Below are 16,075 nucleotides of genomic sequence, written 5' to 3'. Positions count from 1 at the left end.
ACGACGCCCTTGACAAATCTTACATTTGATGATCCAACCACTCATCAAAACTCTTTTTGGAGATTCTGATACTGCCACCGATGCGGACGCTATGGAAAACTTTCTTTTTCACAAGGTTGTATGCGCTGGTTCTGCTGATGCCCAGAATATCCTGAATCTCATCAACCGTATAGGTTCTCTTATCAAACTGAACTGCGTTAGCAGCCATCGCTTCTTCGGTGCGCTGATTCATGGCAGCGATTCTTTCTTCAAACATTTATGTTCACTCCTTCGCTCTCTTTGCTTTATGTTTTGGGGAACGCTTTTTCAGCTGTTCCATTGCCAGGCTGACAGATAAGGCTTTCTCAATCGCTACCATTTCACGGGGCGTTACCTTACCTAAGTAATTATCAATCCTGCTTTTATCAATGGTACGAATCTGTTCCAGCTGAACAACGGACGCTTCTTTGAATGCAGGATTGTCGTAAATAACAAAGTGCGTCGGCATATTCGCTTTCTTATGGATTCTGGTGGTGACCGTTGCCACAATCAATGTGGGAGCGTGTTTATTACCGGTATCGTTCTGAATGACGATAACCGGACGGATGCCGCCTTGTTCCGACCCAACTACCGGGTCCAGCTTGGCGCAATAAATATCACCACGGCAATATACCCAATTTTCTTTCATCATGTGCCATGACCTCCTTTCGTTGGCTATGTAATAACTGACTGCCAGAAAGGAATCAGGCAGTCAGTCCAAAAGTCTATGTGTCCCATATTTGCCACGCACCCCTGGGAAAGAGGGCTTACGCCCTCAGGGAATCACCGAACGACTGATTGCGAATCAGTTCCATAGGAATCTAACCTCTGCCGGGTTCTCCGCCAGCTCCGTAGAGAAGTATCTTTAATCCTGTTGCTTTCATGGCCGTATTGGGAGCAACCCAATATTTACAAGCCAGTATTGATCGCTGGCATCGGGAGAGAGACAAGCGCTTAATTTATAGAAGAAAGTCGTTCTGTTTCTCTATCCGATACGTCTCGGCGTACCGCTGATGTGGCTGATGCTCTCGCACCGGCAACAGGAACGTATTCGATGACTGTGTATTCAGTTTTCAAGGATCAAGCAGCCGATTTTCTTTGGCTGTATCTAAATTGTACCTGTTCCTCATGCAAGTTTTTATTGCCTCGTAGGTATAGTTTTGAGGTTATTCACGACCTAAAAATATGTAATCAAGGGTTGTCTCAAAGCGCACAACCAGTTCGATTGCCAAATCAATAGAGATACCTCTGTTGCCGGTTTCAATTCGTGCAATGGTGTTTGCGGCAACACCTAACTGCTCCGCAAGCTGTTCCTGTGTAAGCCCATGTTCCTTTCTCAAGGCTTTAATTCTTTTTCCGCTTTCAACCAAGTCGTAATACATTTTCGTTCCTCCGTGTTTTTGAATTTGTGAAGTTGCAAAATCAAAAACAGCGGGAGGAGATCGTGCCCGATTCTCAATACCCTTTGCCATCTGCCTGTCCTCCTTGCAGGCATAAAAAAAGAGCCGGAGTAAATTACTCCAAGCTCTCGTTCATGCCTTTGTGTTAATTATGGGGGAAAATAGGCAGGTATAAAAAAAGCCCCGTACCCATTACAGGCACGAGGCGTAACTCTCTCTATTCAATTTTATGCCGCTATCTCCCAGCATAGCCATTTTAACACTGGACAAGTCGGACTTTCAGTAGGGGAACCGTCGTATTTTCATCGGATTTTAGTCGGACTAAAATCCTGTCTTAGCATTCACAATAACACAATGCTTCTTCCTCCCGGGCACTTTCCAGGAAATCTTTCAATTTAGGAATGGCTGTTCCCCAAAGTGACAGACCAAATAACAGTATCGCTTCTTTCTTTCGGTCATAGTAGGTGCTGCGTTCCATATTCAAAACCTCCAGCATTTCTGATTCCCTGTACTTGAAGCGGTTGAGATATGCCTTTGAGATAATCTCACAGTACAGAGCGCCTTTATCTGGATATTCTCTGATTTTCAACATAGCCATATCTACCAGTTCAATGATCCACTTTGTCTCAAATAAGCTGCGAATGCGTTCTTCAAATCGTTCTCTCGCTTCATCCGGAGCAAAGTTCTCCAGATAAATCAATGCACCATCTAAGCTGTCACCGTAAGTACAAATAAGGGTATCACATACATCATTCGCACGATCAATGGTAGACCAGCACACCTCTCGATATATGGATAAAATCAGCTTTGCTCTTTCATACAGAACCTTCTCGTCAATGTTCTGCATCCGGCAAAGCATTCGAATACTGCTTAATACCTGTGTATTATATCTGCTCATTCAGAATCTCCTTTCAGCCTAATCCATAAAATAAGAATTCCTTTCTAACTCCTGTCACTTGGCTAAAGGGAAACAAATACCATGGGACAAGAATGACTATAACTTCCGATATTTGATTAAAATAACAGAAGTGAAATCGGAAGTTCTTGACTTTATAAAAGTTCCGATATATAATTAAGTGGAATTAAAACTTCTGTTATGATTCTTATTATAGCATTTTCCAGAAGTTTGTCAACAAATAATCGGAAGTTACGAATAAATATTTTTTGAAAGGAAGGATACTACCATGACATTTGGAGAAAAAATTAAAGAAGCTCGTTTGGCTATGAACCTATCTCAAACGGAGCTTGCCCAGATGACCGGCATTTCCGAAAGATCCCTTTACACCTATGAGCAGCTCGGAACACTCCCCAGAAAAAGCAACATCAGAAAACTTGCTGAAGCACTGCATATCTCTGTGTCCTATCTTTTGGACGAATCTGAAACGGATAGCCAGAGCCATATAGATCAGGATATGTTTATTTTAGAGGCAAAGGAAAACTTCGGTTCAAAAGGAGCAAAAGAAGCTCAGGAAGTGTTGGGTCGTGTAAATTCTCTGTTTGCCGGTGGAGAATTGGACGAGGACGCAAAAGATGTATTCTTCCAGGCGATTATGTCAGTTTATATGGACTCTAAGAAAACAGCACGGGAAAAGTACACTCCGAAGAAATACAGAAAGCATAAAGATAAAGAGTAAAATCCTCAAGCACAGAATATGTTTTCTGTGTGCGATTCGGAGGTGAAGCAAATGAAAACGGCAGAGCATATCATTGAAACTGTCGATAAGCTTGTGCGAAAATATCACACCAGAGACCCTTACGAGCTATGTCAGCTGTTAGGTATCAAAATCCACTATTACGATTTACAGAAGAAATTGAAGGGCTTCTTCTATTACCAGTCCAGACAAAAGAATATCGTGATAGATCACAATGTGAACGGTATCCTGGAGCGTATATTAGTCGCACATGAATTAGGACACGCTGTCCTGCATACAAAAATCGCTATGATGCACGGCTTTCAAGAAATGGAAGTTTTTGATGATAGATCAATCGAAGAAAATGAAGCAAACTTCTTTGCGGCGGAGCTTCTGTTAGAAGATGGGAAAGTCCTGGAATGCCTTTCGGAACACACATTTTTTGAAACGGCTAAAATGCTCTATGTACCGGCAGCATTATTAGACTACAAATTCAGCCTGCTCCACGAAAAAGGAGAGCTGGTAAATTCGATGTATATTCGTAAAGCAGATTTCCTGAAAGAAGATCTTCATGCCTACGATAACGACATTGGTTATGGCGATATATGAATATCTATTTTTATATCTTTACAGAAAAAGTCCACCAGTACGATGCGTAGTGCATCATGACTGGTGGACTTTTTGCTTCTTAAAGAATCAGTATATTGTGCTGCAAAAAAGAACCCCATAGCAGTTCACTCTGTACCGTCAATGGGCTTCTTTTTCATTATATCAATCAAGCTCCGCTTTTTTTATCATCTCTTGCTGGTCAATCAAGACATCAATCAACTTTCCTACGGTTATCAATGTTGTTACATTACACTTTTTCAGTTTTGCAGCAATCTCATTATCAATGATGCTGTCGCATTTTGCATATGGGGTATCCAGTAAAAAATAGTCAAAGTTCTTTTCCAAGACGAATGCCAGTTTTAGAAGCATTGCCAAAGAAACTTTCGTCTGTCCAACTTCAACATGGCTCATATGATTGTTCGAGCAACCAACCAACGCACCCAAATCAGCCTGACTATAACCCTTTTCCAGTCGGGCAGCTCTAATGCGCTGACCAATCTTAACGTAATCAATTTCCGGTTGCGTTTCAATCACCTCCATGCTGTGTATGATTCTGCTATACATTATAAAATGTACCAAAAATCTCAACAACCAACATCGGGTGCAAGTTGCATTTATAAATGCAATATGATAAAATTTTATAGGCAGATTGCATTAAATGATAGAATGAAAAGAACCCCAAGACGACAATATGAGCTATCTTGAGGTTCTTTAAAATAAAAAATTCGTAGAGTACATTACTCCACGAATCGCATTCTTCTCTGTTTTTTTTAGTTTATATCTTTATTTTACAAATTGTCGCACTGTTTGTCAATATGTTAGGGACATAAAACACGAGGTTTTGCACAAAAATCCATCTTAGAAAGTTCCAAAGTCACAATTTGCCGTCAGAATTATAGTCATATTGAAGGAGGTGTACCTTATGGCACGAAAAGGAGAAAATATTTACAAAAGGAAAGACGGCAGATGGGAAGGAAGATACATTAAGTCCCGATCTTCTACAGGCAAAGCCAATTACGGTTATGTTTATGCAAAGTCATATCGAGAAGTCAAGGCAAAACTTATCAGTCAAAGTTCGTGCACGAGTAATTCTGTCACTGTCGATCCAGAAATTAGCTCAGATCAATTTGAACAGGTTGCTATGGAATGGTTTCAAGCTATATGTCCTAAAGTGAAGGAATCTACAAGCAACAAATATAGGAATCTTCTCAGCTCGTATATACTTCCTGTGTTCGGAAGCAAACAATTGCGTGATATAACACACGAGTTTATTGAAACGCAGTGTAATTTTTTCCTTGTTTCTGGTGGATTAAAGGAGAATGGACTTTCCTCTAAAACTGTTTCAGATATTTTATCTCTAATTCGAAATGTCTTACAATTTGCCACCCGAAACGGGAAAGCCATTTCTTGTGACGCACGATCTATACAGATAAAACGTCAAACGAAGGAAATGAGAGTTTTGAGTCGTGCTGAACAGGAAAAATTATGCCAATACTTGTATTCTAATCTTGATTCCTGCAATATTGGTATATTAGTAGATGCTAAAAATTTGTAATTAAGAAGGAGTGATTACATGAACAAAAATATAAAATATTCTCAAAACTTTTTAACGAGTGAAAAAGTACTCAACCAAATAATAAAACAATTGAATTTAAAAGAAACCGATACCGTTTACGAAATTGGAACAGGTAAAGGGCATTTAACGACGAAACTGGCTAAAATAAGTAAACAGGTAACGTCTATTGAATTAGACAGTCATCTATTCAACTTATCGTCAGAAAAATTAAAACTGAATACTCGTGTCACTTTAATTCACCAAGATATTCTACAGTTTCAATTCCCTAACAAACAGAGGTATAAAATTGTTGGGAGTATTCCTTACCATTTAAGCACACAAATTATTAAAAAAGTGGTTTTTGAAAGCCATGCGTCTGACATCTATCTGATTGTTGAAGAAGGATTCTACAAGCGTACCTTGGATATTCACCGAACACTAGGGTTGCTCTTGCACACTCAAGTCTCGATTCAGCAATTGCTTAAGCTGCCAGCGGAATGCTTTCATCCTAAACCAAAAGTAAACAGTGTCTTAATAAAACTTACCCGCCATACCACAGATGTTCCAGATAAATATTGGAAGCTATATACGTACTTTGTTTCAAAATGGGTCAATCGAGAATATCGTCAACTGTTTACTAAAAATCAGTTTCATCAAGCAATGAAACACGCCAAAGTAAACAATTTAAGTACCGTTACTTATGAGCAAGTATTGTCTATTTTTAATAGTTATCTATCATTTAACGGGAGGAAATAATTCTATGAGTCGCTTTTGTAAATTTGGAAAGTTACACGTTACTAAAGGGAATGTAGATAAATTATTAGGTATACTACTGACAGCTTCCAAGGAGCTAAAGAGGTCCCTAGCGCCTACGGGGAATTTGTATCGATAAGGGGTACAAATTCCCACTAAGCGCTCGGGACCCCTTGTAGGAAAATGTCCTAAGTGTGGCAACAATATTGTATTAAAAAAATCGTTTTATGGTTGTTCAAATTATCCTGAATGTACCTTCACTTTAGCTGAACATTTTAGAAAGAAAAAACTCACCAAAACAAATGTAAAAGAATTACTAGAGGGAAAAGAAACCCTGGTAAAAGGAATCAAAACGAAAGATACTCAACTCATCCATGCAACGATGATAGGGTTGCAGCATTGCAAAATTTAGGTGTACCCTATTCTCGATACTAAATTCATAATCTCACAAATTGGCAAGCAGTGTAAACCTGTACAGGTTCACTCATTTTCTCGATTTTCCCTTCGGTGCAATCTTCGCAAATTTGCTTGTTGGGGAAGCATCCCCAATCCCCTTTGAACATCATCTGCCGATGATGGCTACACGATTTTCAATCGTTTCTCAAAGAACAGTAGAATAAAAATTTGCCCATGGTTGAAAGCACCGAAATCGAAAAGCAAAAAAGCAGCCACGATCCGCACCCTTTGGGGAGTGCAGACCGTGGCTTTTTGCTTTAACGGAAGTTCTTCTTTTCCTCTTTCTCTTTCTCTTTTTCCTGCTCTTTCTGCCTGTCGATATTCAAAATCGTTTCAACCGTCCGTTTGGCAATCAGCAGTTCTTCTTTCTCTTTTCTGATCTGACGGTACTCAGCGTAGTCCTGCTTTTTCTGGACTGCCAGCTGATGAAACTCCTCATACAATGATTGCATGGACGGGAGCTTTGTAATCTGCAATTCATCAAAGGCTTGCTTCGCCGCTTTATGAATTGTGATTTCCTGACGGTGTTCTTCAAAGAATTTTTTGCTATATCCAGACTTGCGGTACTCGATATAAATTTGCCTTGTGTTGCGATAATTTTTGATGTGCTGCTGCAACGCCTGAACCTCAACCATACGTTTCTCTGCGACCTTGATAGAATCAGAAAGCGCATCGAACCGGGCAGACAGATTTTCAATATGAGCAGTCAGATCGTCGTAGTTGCCCAAGCCTTTTTCTTTCAGTAGGATTACCGTTCGGGCAGCTTCTTTTCGGTTGAACTTCTTCGCCCACTTTTCATAACCGACCGTCTTGCCCTCGGCCATCTTTGCCTGAATATCAATCAGCATCTGGAACTGCTTCGGGGCAGGAGCCTTGGCAGAGCCGCCTTTTGATTTGTGCAGGTTCTTGCCGGAGATAACCGCTTGAATTTCCTCTTTGCTATATCCTTCGCCCAGGGAACGCAGCCGAATGAAACGCTTCTGATTCTCGCCCTTGAACGCAGGCTGCTTTCCATCCTTGAACTCAAATCCCATGTCAGCCAGAGCCTGAACAAAGCCATCAAAGCTCTTTGGTTTCTGCTTCAGCACCGCATCAATCGCATCACATAATTCGTCACGCTGGGTACGCTTCTTGGGATAAACAGTTCTTTTCTGGCGCTCCCGATACGGCTTCGGTGTAATAATGGACAGCCCGTGTTCCAGGCAAACCATATCACTGAGTCTTTGCACCGCCAGACCGGAAAGAAAGAAGTTTTTGAATTTCCGTGTGGCATCCAGCGAGGTCGAATTATAAATGATATGATTGTGAATGTGGGATTTGTCGATGTGGGTCGCAACGATGAAAGCGTGTTTTCCCTTTGTCCATCGCATCGCTGTTTCATAGCCGACTTGGTTCGCTTCTTCCGGGGTGATTTCTCCCGGCTTAAAGGACTGGCGTATCTGGTATGCGATGATATTGTTCTTCTGCTGTCTGCCGGTAATATGCTGATACTGCCGTTTGGAAAGCAGAAATTCCTCATCTGCTGTCTTTGGATCACACTCATAGGAACTGATAAATTCGCCATCATTGGTTTTTGCGGCATTTTGTGAGTAGTCGGTTCTGTCTGCCAAACATTGAGCGACCGTCTTTCCCTTATTCACATGGAGTGCAATCAATCTTGTCGCTGCCATTCCCATCACTTCCTTCCCAAAAAGAAAAAGCCACCGGTCGGTGACTTTTCTCTGATATTATCTTATGACCTGATAAATGCTCCCAGACTTTCTCCAATATTCTCGACTTTCATAACAGCCCAGACGAGCAAGAACACCGCTGCTATTGTCGCAATTCCAAGAACCACAAGAATAAGCAGGGACTGCCACAAAGCCTTTACAATGCAGTAAATCGCAGATCCGCCAATGACCAAGAGCAATAAACCAATTACATAGGACACAACATTTGTAAGCAGATTTCCAAGAATGCAAATCACTTTTACAACGAACAGCACCGGCAGTGCCAATATCTTCAATACCAGCTTCATAGGCTCAACCCCTTTCTTTTAATTATATTGTACAAGGGTATCTGCCATAACGCAATGATGTCAACCCTTATGTAAAAGCCGCAGCCGAAACTGCGACTTCCCAACAAGTTGTCGGATTACTGGATTGAGGACAGGCGAACAAGAACTTCTCTCATGTCCGTCCAGATCTCCTCCAGCCGTTTTTGCAAATCCTCAATGTCAGCACGATAGATGCTGCCTGTTTCGTTCGCTCGCTTTGCGTACTGGTTCAGGTTGTTGGAGCAGATTCGCAGGAGCGAAACCAGGGCTTTCACATCCTGCAAATCCAGTCTGATACAGTAACCATCCAGAGCCATTTTCCGCAGATAGGCTCCCATGCTGCGGATGCCAAGCTCGTCCATCTTCTCATGGATTCGCTCGACCTCCTCCTTGGATGCAAGGAAATGAACATCCTGATCTCGCTTTGCCATTACAACACCTCCTCACGGGTTTCAGAGTATTTTGCAGGCGGGATATGCTCCGCTTTGGATTTCAGATCAGCCAACACAGAAGGACGCTCTGACTCGCTTCTTTCGTCACGATTTTCCACAGAGTCCTCCATATTCAGGGCTGCATCCAGTTCTGCCAGTCGCTGACTTTTGGCTGTCAGCTCTGCTTCCTGCGGGAACGGTTTTCCAACCTCCGCCTTGGCTGCTTCCTGCTGATTGTAGAGATTATTCAACTGCTCATTGGCTCGTTCTAAGCGCTCAAGGATGCCTGCAAGGGCATTGTCCAGTCGGGTGATATTTCCTCGTGCGTCCGTTCCAAGGGCTACTCTGTGGCTCACAGCGCCCTTCAGGGTCACATCGAACTCGTTCCGGAAACTGTCAAACGAAAGCTCCATCTGAAAGCCACGGTAACTGCCAAGAGGAACCGGATCGGCACTTTTCGTGTCCTTACAAGCCGCAAGGAGGATTTCACCGGCATCTGCCTTTTCGGTGTAGGCTTTGCCCATGATTTCCATGCCGCAAAAGCCATCGGCAATCTGCGGGTGTGCTTCCACGGTTTTAATATCAGCTTCAAAGCCATGAATATAGCCTGTCTGCTTTTCAATCTCAGCCGGGAAGTATTTCAGAAGCTTATCTTCCATACGGTACTGCTGGCTCTGGTGGTCAGCTTTCAGCACCTTCAGCCTTGCCACATCAATGTCCAAGTCCATCTTTTCCTTGATAAGCGGATTGCCGGCACACAGCGCCTTGATCTCCGCATAGGACAGCGCCTGCTCATCCACATCGTCACAGGAGCGAACCGGTGATTTGGAGGTCATAATCTGAGAAATAAACTTCTGCTTGTTTTCCAAGGTCTGATACAGGTAGGCATCGAAGGTTCCCTCGGTCACATACTGATACACCTGAACCTCTTTGTTCCGGTTGCCCTGACGGATGATACGACCGTTTCTCTGGGTCATATCAGACGGACGCCAACCCACATCCAAGTGGTGAACTGCCACCAATTTGTCCTGGACGTTGGTTCCTGCACCCATCTTTTGCGTACTGCCAAGAAGCACTCGCACCTGCCCGGTACGAACCTTGGCAAAGAGGTCTTTTTTCTTTGCCTCGGTATCTGCATCATGGATAAAGGCAACTTCTTCCGCAGGCACACCGTTTGCAATCAGCTTGGTTTTGACATCATCATAGACATTGAAGGTTCCATCATTTTTCGGTGTGCTAAGGTCGCAGAACACCAACTGGGTCAATTTGTCAGCCTGACCGTCCTGCCAGATACGCAGGATATTTCCCACGCAGGCATTGAGCTTGCTGTCAGGGTCATCGGGTAACAGGGTGTTCATTAGCCGCTGATCCAGTCCCAATTTTCGTCCGTCGCTGGTAATCTTGAGCATATTATCGACGGACGGGTCTACAATACCGGCATGAACATCTGCTGCTCTCTCTGAAAGGGAAGCCACCATATCCTTCTGGTACTCAGAGGGCTGAACCACAACCGTTTCAAACTTTGCTTCGGGAACAGGGAGATGCAACTGGTCAGAGGTCTTGATGTCGGCAACCTCCTTGAACATATTCATCAGTTCAGGCAGGTTGAAGAACTTCGCAAATCGGGTTCTGGCACGATAGCCGGTTCCCTCCGGTGCAAGCTCAATCGCAGTTGTTGTTTCTCCGAAGGTCGATGCCCAGGAATCAAAATGGGTCAGGTTCTTTTGCTGGAGCGTACTGTACTGGAGATAGCGCATGACCGTATAAAGCTCGGTCATCGAGTTACTTACTGGAGTACCGGTTGCAAAGATCACACCACGCCCGCCGGTCAGCTCATCCATATAGCGGCACTTCATAAACATATCCGAAGATTTCTGGGCTTCGGAGGTGGACAGACCTGCCACATTTCGCATTTTTGTGTAGAGGAACAAATTCTTGAACGCATGGCTTTCGTCCACAAACAGCCGGTCTACACCCAACTGCTCAAAGGTAATGACATCATCTTTCTTGTCAGCGGCAAGGAGCTTGTCCAGTCTGGCTTCCAATGATTTTCGTGTTTTCTCCATCTGCTTGATCGTGAAGTTTTCGCCACGCTGCCATTTCAGCTCCGCAATCGCACCCTCGATCTCATCAATCTGCTCCCGCAGCTGCCGTTCCTGTCGTTCGGCAGAAAGCGGGATTTTTTCAAACTGGCTGTGACCGATGATGACTGCATCATAGTCACCCGTTGCGATACGAGCGCAGAACTTCTTACGGTTTGCTGTTTCAAAATCCTTCTTGGTGGCAACAAGGAGCTTGGCACTCGGATAGAGGTGCAGGAACTCGTTTGCCCACTGTAAGGTCAAGTGATTCGGCACAACGAACAGGGATTTCTGGCTCAATCCAAGCCGTTTACTCTCCATAGCCGATGCAGCCATCTCGAAGGTCTTGCCCGCACCAACTTCGTGTGCAAGCAGCGTATTTCCACCATATAGCACATGAGCGATAGCATTTCTCTGGTGTTCACGGAGGGTAATATCCGGGTTCATGCCGCCGAAACGGATATGAGAGCCATCATACTCACGAGGTCTGGTGGAGTTAAAAAGTTCGTTGTACTTGGTGGAAAGGGTTTCTCGTCTGTGCGGATCTCTCCAAATCCAATCTCGGAACGCATCCTTGATTGCCTGCTGTTTCTGCTGTGCCAGGGTAGTTTCTTTTTTATTGAGGACACGCTTCTGCTTACCATCTGCATCTTCAATCGTATCATAGATACGAATATCCTTCAGATTCAGCGTTTCCTCCAGAATCCGATATGCGTTGGCTCGCTCTGTACCGTAGGTGACATACGCCGCCACATCGTTGTAGTTGGGAGAACTCTTACCGTTGATGCGCCACTCTGCGGTCAGCTCGGAGAACTTGACCTCAATGGAACGGCGCAAGTAATACGGCGTTTCAAAGGTTTCCTCCATGAACTGCTGAATATAATCGGCATCAATCCATGTTGCACCCAAACGCACATCAATCTCGGACGCATCCAAGTCCTTCGGCTGTGCTTTCTGCAAGGCTTCCACATTGATGTGGAAGGAAGAATCCCTGTCTGCCGCCATCTGTGCGACACGCAGCTTGCTTCTTACATCACCGGAAAGGTAATCATCGGCAGTCTGCCATCCAACTTCCACAGCATCGGGAGCCATCGGGTCTTTGAAGATCACCCCTCGAAGCTCTGCCTGAATCGCATCGTATTCTCCAGGTGTTCCAAGCAGCTGTGCCATAAACGGCAAATCCACCTTGCCACGCTCACCGATAGAGATTGCCAGAGCTTCGGACGGCGTATCCACGCTCGTCACTCTGCGTTCCGGCTTGATGGTTCGCTTGGTGAACATATCCGCCTTGCTTTTCAGATTGCCGTCCTCATCCACATTTTCCAGAGAACACAGGAGATAGTAGGAGGAATCGTCAGCAAATGCCTGACCATTGGCTCGATTATTGATAAGCCCGTTCTTTGCGGCAAACGCATCGTAGGCATCATTCAGTTCTGCCTGTTTCTGAGTAATCATTTCATCCGGGTAATCCTCAAGCTGATATTCGATCAGCTCGTTGACGATACCACGAAGTTCCACCATGCCCATCACACGGTCTTTTGCTTTCTCATTCAGGTCTACACGGCGCATCAGGGAGTTTTCACGGAAGTACACATTGCCATCCACCACGGTATAAGAGAAATTCTTTACATCCGGGGTTGCAGGAATGGTTTCGATTTCCTTACCCTTGTCAGCTTCGGGAAGCTCCACAGCCTGATAGGTTCCTTGGATGTGGGAAACTGCTTCTTTCAGAAGTTCGGACAGTTCCATGCCCTCAATGGGACGCACTGTAATGTCCATGCCGTAGGCGGTACTTTCTTCCACCGTATCGCCCAGAACCATTTCAGGATGAGCGACAAAGTAGCTGTTCATGGTGTGTCCTTCTTCGGTGCGGTCAAGGTTTACCCATTCCGGTACAATGTCAATCGGATGGTCACGCTTTTGCAGGAACAGGATGTCGGACACGACTTCCGTGCCTGCGTTTTTCTTAAAGGCATCGTTTGGCAGACGGATTGCACCAAGCAGTTCCGCCCTCTGCGCCATATATCGCCTTGCGTCAGAGTTCTTGGAATCCATGGTGTAACGGCTTGTCACAAAAGCGACCACACCACCGGGACGAACCTGATCCAAAGCCTTGGCAAAGAAATAGTTGTGAATGGAGAATCCCAGCTTGTCATACGGCTTGTCGGACACTTTGTAGTTGCCGAAAGGGACATTACCCACAGCCAGATCGTAAAAGTCTCGGCGGTCTGTCGTTTCAAAACCGGCTACTTTGATTTCTGCGTTGGGATAGAGCTTCTGAGCAATTCTGCCGGTGATGGAATCCAGTTCCACACCATACAAACGGCTGCTCTGCATTTCAGGAGGGAGCATACCAAAGAAGTTGCCGATACCCATAGCAGGCTCCAGAATATTTCCTGTTTCAAAGCCCATCTGTCCGACCGCATCGTAGATGGAGCGAATGACCGTAGGGCTGGTGTAATGTGCGTTCAGGGTGGAAGCTCTTGCCGCAGCATATTCATCTTCGGAAAGCAGGTTTTTCAGTGTCTGATACTCCTTCGCCCAATTTCCCTTGTCCGGGTCAAAGGCATCTGCCAGACCGCCCCAACCGACATAATTCGACAAAATCTCCTGTTCTTCGGTAGTGGCGTTCCTGTTCTCGCTTTCCAGTTTGAACAGAGTTTCAATGGCTGCGATGTTTCTTGCGAATTTCTGCTTCGGTCCACCTTCACCGATGTTGTCATCCGTGATGTGGAAGTTCACCGCAGGAACAGGTGGGATTTCTCTGGTGGTGATGGACTGCTCAAGCTGAGCGATAATGTCCATGACTTCGGCATTCTGCCATCCGTCCACCTGGGCATAATCCTGAATGATGGTGTCCTTTCCATCTACGCACTGTACGAAGTCCAGACTACCCGGCAGATCTCTGGTATTCATTGCACCCAGGGCTTTTCTCTGCGTGTCAGGAAGTGCATAGTAGGCTCGCAGGGCATCATCAAAGGAACTGTATTCCTTGATGTCCAGCGCACCCCGCTTCTGAATGTCCTCGGCAACATAAAAATGATCGATGAAGTGTTCCGGTTCCTGCTGTTCGGGTTCCGCACTGGCTCTGACCTGTGCGTGTGCCTTTTCGTCAGGGTAGTCCCCATAGATACGGATGCACTTATGCTCCTGCTGATCGTAAACGGCAGCACCATCGTACTTGAATCCGTCATCCTCCATGGTTCCGTCCACATAGCCCTGGGCAGCTTTTTCCGCTTCTTCCAGAGTGTAGTAGTCCAGTTTATCATCGAAGCCGTTTTCAAAGTGATGGTAGGCGGCAACCAGATAGCGGGGAGCCATGCGCTCCTCGTAGCTGTTAATCATCTCAGGTGTCAGCCATTCTGGTTTGTCGGGAATCATTTCATACAGCTCACGCATCTTGGCAATCTGTGCATGGCGGTTGCCTGCCCACAGATGCTTTTCGCTGTGCTGTCCTGCACCAAGGAAGTATTCGCAGTCCATACGCAGACGGTCTAACAGCTGATACTCAGGGGTGTAGTCCCTCGGTTCGGTTTTGCCCAGAAAATCCTCTGTAACGGGCTTTTCTTCGGTTTGGGCATCAACCCTTACCGCATGGTTTCTTTCGTCCTGAGAGAGCATACGCTCGAAATTCTCACGATTCTCGGCACGGAAGATGGGATAAGCAAGCGTAGGGTCACGCAGCTGAACTTCTCTGTCCGTGATCTGCTCCACACGGAAAGCTGTATCGTCCAGATATACCGTGTCACCGACCTGATAATTCCATTTCGGTTCCTCGGAAGCAGATGCTTCCACAACTTCGGCAGGCTCTGCCACAGGCGCTTCTGGCTGAACCGACTCCATCGCAGCTACGGACTGACGAACTTCCTCCAAATAGTCATTGGCAAGCCATTCGTCCGTGAAGTATTCCGTAACGCCTTCCGGGTCTACATAGTAGTCATCGGTCTGATTATCCCAGATCGCATACTCGCCATCCTCGGTATCAATCACTGCGAAACGGTCATAAACATCTTCCAACGGATCAGTTTTAGCTTCTTCGATAGCCTGTCGTTCCGCTTCTTCCTCCGGGCTGAGGTAGCGTCCCTTTCGTATCAGACCGTCGATTCTCTGCACCACCTGCGCCCAGGACATCTGCAATTTATCGCAACCGCTCTTGGTGTAAGCAACACCCTTGGCATCGTGATCCTGACCGCTGTGCGTTGCACCAGAGCAGGCATGGGAATGACCACCGGTTCCGTATTCATGCTTCAGGAAGTCCATCTTTTCCTTGGCAGAATGATTCTCCTGCCAGTAGTTATAAATACGGGCTTTACCACCGGAAAAGCCGCTTCCACGGGTCAAGTCTGCATTGACTTCATCATCCGTAATGAACTGGCGGACAAGGGGCATCTGCATCATATCGGTCTGATACTCACGCAAAGGCATATTCAACTCATACAGCTGTTTCTGAATGAGATTCAGCTTGTGATAGTGAAAACGAAGCAGATCGGGATTTTCCGCAAGGGTTTTTCTAAATTCCGAATACTGCTGTACCAAGGTTGCGTGGAAACGAGGGTCATCCAACTTTTCAGCCAAGTCTGCGGTTTCGTCAGGGAAACCACGAAACGGTTCCTGATGAAGAATTGCCAGATAGTTGCTGGAACGGGCTTCTTCACTCAAATCGTGATAAAGATGCCACAGGGATTCTGCCAACTTCTGACGCTCATATCCGGATGCTTCTACCAGTTCCACATTAGTTGCGAACCGACCATTTTCAAGCAGTTCTCCAATGCGCTCGGCAACCGTTTCCCAAGAAACGATCTGCGCTCTGGGGCTGTCAATGGCAGAGGAACCTTTGGCAAGGTGGATACCGTCCTCGGCATACCACGCACAGATATTCCCGCTATCTTCTTTCAGACCATAGCCGCCGTGATAGACCTGCTTTAAGGTCTGAACGATTTCTTCCAACGGCTTCTGCTTCATATATTCCAGCGCTACGACTTTTCGGGCTTCATCGGTATTGCTACCAAGCAGAAGGAAGTGGTCGATTTCTTCCTGGGCAAAAGAAAAAGGGGCTGTGAAAAAACATAGCCTATAAAAAAGAAGGACCAAGGGTTCATAATGAAT

13 protein-coding genes and 1 pseudogene are annotated in these 16,075 nt (G+C 45.4%); 5 read left to right on the top strand and 9 right to left on the bottom strand.

Translation table 11 applies throughout. The annotated features are described in order from the left end of the window. Window positions 1–19 precede the first annotated feature (19 nt). The 4 genes from DXB18_RS15020 to DXB18_RS15005 all read right to left on the bottom strand — a co-directional run bounded on the left by DXB18_RS15020 (window position 20) and on the right by DXB18_RS15005 (window position 2,316). The gene (locus DXB18_RS15020; RefSeq protein WP_002304418.1) at window positions 20–256 is read right to left on the bottom strand and encodes a helix-turn-helix domain-containing protein; all 237 of its coding nucleotides are present in this window, start codon (window positions 254–256) and stop codon (window positions 20–22) included. 6 nt (window positions 257–262) lie between these two features. Continuing rightward, complete coding sequence (locus DXB18_RS15015; protein WP_002578938.1) at window positions 263–670, bottom strand: type II toxin-antitoxin system PemK/MazF family toxin; 408 nt, start codon at window positions 668–670, stop codon at window positions 263–265. Between the two features lie 514 nt (window positions 671–1,184). Then, window positions 1,185–1,490, bottom strand: a complete 306-nt coding sequence (locus tag DXB18_RS15010; RefSeq protein WP_002304413.1) for a helix-turn-helix transcriptional regulator — start codon at window positions 1,488–1,490, stop codon at window positions 1,185–1,187. A gap of 262 nt (window positions 1,491–1,752) precedes the next feature. Then, the gene (locus DXB18_RS15005) at window positions 1,753–2,316 is read right to left on the bottom strand and encodes a hypothetical protein (RefSeq protein ID WP_002304412.1); all 564 of its coding nucleotides are present in this window, start codon (window positions 2,314–2,316) and stop codon (window positions 1,753–1,755) included. A 286-nt stretch (window positions 2,317–2,602) separates the two neighbouring features. Between DXB18_RS15005 and DXB18_RS15000 the strand changes: the two genes are divergently transcribed. Then, window positions 2,603–3,052 (top strand): helix-turn-helix transcriptional regulator, encoded by a 450-nt coding sequence (locus DXB18_RS15000; protein WP_002304411.1) that lies wholly within the window; start codon window positions 2,603–2,605, stop codon window positions 3,050–3,052. Between the two features lie 51 nt (window positions 3,053–3,103). Then, window positions 3,104–3,658 carry an ImmA/IrrE family metallo-endopeptidase gene (locus tag DXB18_RS14995; protein WP_002304410.1) on the top strand — a complete coding sequence of 185 codons (555 nt, stop codon included), beginning with the start codon at window positions 3,104–3,106 and terminating at the stop codon, window positions 3,656–3,658. A gap of 162 nt (window positions 3,659–3,820) precedes the next feature. Here the strand turns inward: DXB18_RS14995 and DXB18_RS14990 are convergent, their stop codons facing one another. Beyond that, window positions 3,821–4,198, bottom strand: coding sequence for a helix-turn-helix transcriptional regulator (locus tag DXB18_RS14990; RefSeq protein WP_002578940.1), 378 nt, complete (start codon window positions 4,196–4,198; stop codon window positions 3,821–3,823). Between the two features lie 382 nt (window positions 4,199–4,580). Between DXB18_RS14990 and DXB18_RS14985 the strand changes: the two genes are divergently transcribed. The 3 genes and pseudogenes from DXB18_RS14985 to DXB18_RS14970 form a co-directional block, all read left to right on the top strand. Then, window positions 4,581–5,213, top strand: coding sequence for an N-terminal phage integrase SAM-like domain-containing protein (locus tag DXB18_RS14985; protein ID WP_235844072.1), 633 nt, complete (start codon window positions 4,581–4,583; stop codon window positions 5,211–5,213). An 18-nt stretch (window positions 5,214–5,231) separates the two neighbouring features. Continuing rightward, a complete protein-coding gene (gene erm(B), locus DXB18_RS14980) occupies window positions 5,232–5,969 on the top strand; it encodes a 23S rRNA (adenine(2058)-N(6))-methyltransferase Erm(B) (RefSeq protein WP_118219131.1) in 738 nt (245 codons plus the stop codon). 169 nt (window positions 5,970–6,138) lie between these two features. After that, a pseudogene (locus tag DXB18_RS14970) lies at window positions 6,139–6,327 on the top strand (topoisomerase DNA-binding C4 zinc finger domain-containing protein); the annotation flags it as partial. 352 nt (window positions 6,328–6,679) lie between these two features. Here the strand turns inward: DXB18_RS14970 and DXB18_RS14965 are convergent. The 4 genes from DXB18_RS14965 to DXB18_RS14950 all read right to left on the bottom strand — a co-directional run. Further along, window positions 6,680–8,092: a relaxase/mobilization nuclease domain-containing protein gene (locus DXB18_RS14965; RefSeq protein ID WP_002578945.1), complete on the bottom strand. Its 1,413-nt coding sequence runs from the start codon at window positions 8,090–8,092 to the stop codon at window positions 6,680–6,682. A gap of 62 nt (window positions 8,093–8,154) precedes the next feature. Next, window positions 8,155–8,439, bottom strand: coding sequence for a hypothetical protein (locus tag DXB18_RS14960; RefSeq protein ID WP_002578946.1), 285 nt, complete (start codon window positions 8,437–8,439; stop codon window positions 8,155–8,157). A 116-nt stretch (window positions 8,440–8,555) separates the two neighbouring features. Next, window positions 8,556–8,888, bottom strand: coding sequence for a plasmid mobilization relaxosome protein MobC (mobC, locus tag DXB18_RS14955; RefSeq protein ID WP_002578947.1), 333 nt, complete (start codon window positions 8,886–8,888; stop codon window positions 8,556–8,558). Continuing rightward, window positions 8,888–16,075 (bottom strand): LPD11 domain-containing protein (locus tag DXB18_RS14950; protein ID WP_118708715.1); only part of this gene is annotated, 7,188 nt, incomplete at its 5' end. The genes mobC and DXB18_RS14950, both read right to left, overlap by 1 nt.

The sequence above is a fragment of the Clostridium sp. OM02-18AC genome, assembly GCF_003481825.1.
Classification (GTDB): domain Bacteria; phylum Bacillota; class Clostridia; order Lachnospirales; family Lachnospiraceae; genus Brotaphodocola.
Note: the sequence above shows the minus strand (reverse complement) of the source record. Positions and strands in the feature narration are given on the sequence as shown.

Coding starts and splice junctions, on each gene's coding strand:
- DXB18_RS15020 (WP_002304418.1), bottom strand. CDS start 256: ATGTTTGAAGAAAGAATCGCTGCCATGAATCAGCGCACCGAAGAAGCG.
- DXB18_RS15015 (WP_002578938.1), bottom strand. CDS start 670: ATGATGAAAGAAAATTGGGTATATTGCCGTGGTGATATTTATTGCGCC.
- DXB18_RS15010 (WP_002304413.1), bottom strand. CDS start 1,490: ATGGCAAAGGGTATTGAGAATCGGGCACGATCTCCTCCCGCTGTTTTT.
- DXB18_RS15005 (WP_002304412.1), bottom strand. CDS start 2,316: ATGAGCAGATATAATACACAGGTATTAAGCAGTATTCGAATGCTTTGC.
- DXB18_RS15000 (WP_002304411.1), top strand. CDS start 2,603: ATGACATTTGGAGAAAAAATTAAAGAAGCTCGTTTGGCTATGAACCTA.
- DXB18_RS14995 (WP_002304410.1), top strand. CDS start 3,104: ATGAAAACGGCAGAGCATATCATTGAAACTGTCGATAAGCTTGTGCGA.
- DXB18_RS14990 (WP_002578940.1), bottom strand. CDS start 4,198: ATGGAGGTGATTGAAACGCAACCGGAAATTGATTACGTTAAGATTGGT.
- DXB18_RS14985 (WP_235844072.1), top strand. CDS start 4,581: ATGGCACGAAAAGGAGAAAATATTTACAAAAGGAAAGACGGCAGATGG.
- DXB18_RS14965 (WP_002578945.1), bottom strand. CDS start 8,092: ATGGCAGCGACAAGATTGATTGCACTCCATGTGAATAAGGGAAAGACG.
- DXB18_RS14960 (WP_002578946.1), bottom strand. CDS start 8,439: ATGAAGCTGGTATTGAAGATATTGGCACTGCCGGTGCTGTTCGTTGTA.
- mobC (WP_002578947.1), bottom strand. CDS start 8,888: ATGGCAAAGCGAGATCAGGATGTTCATTTCCTTGCATCCAAGGAGGAG.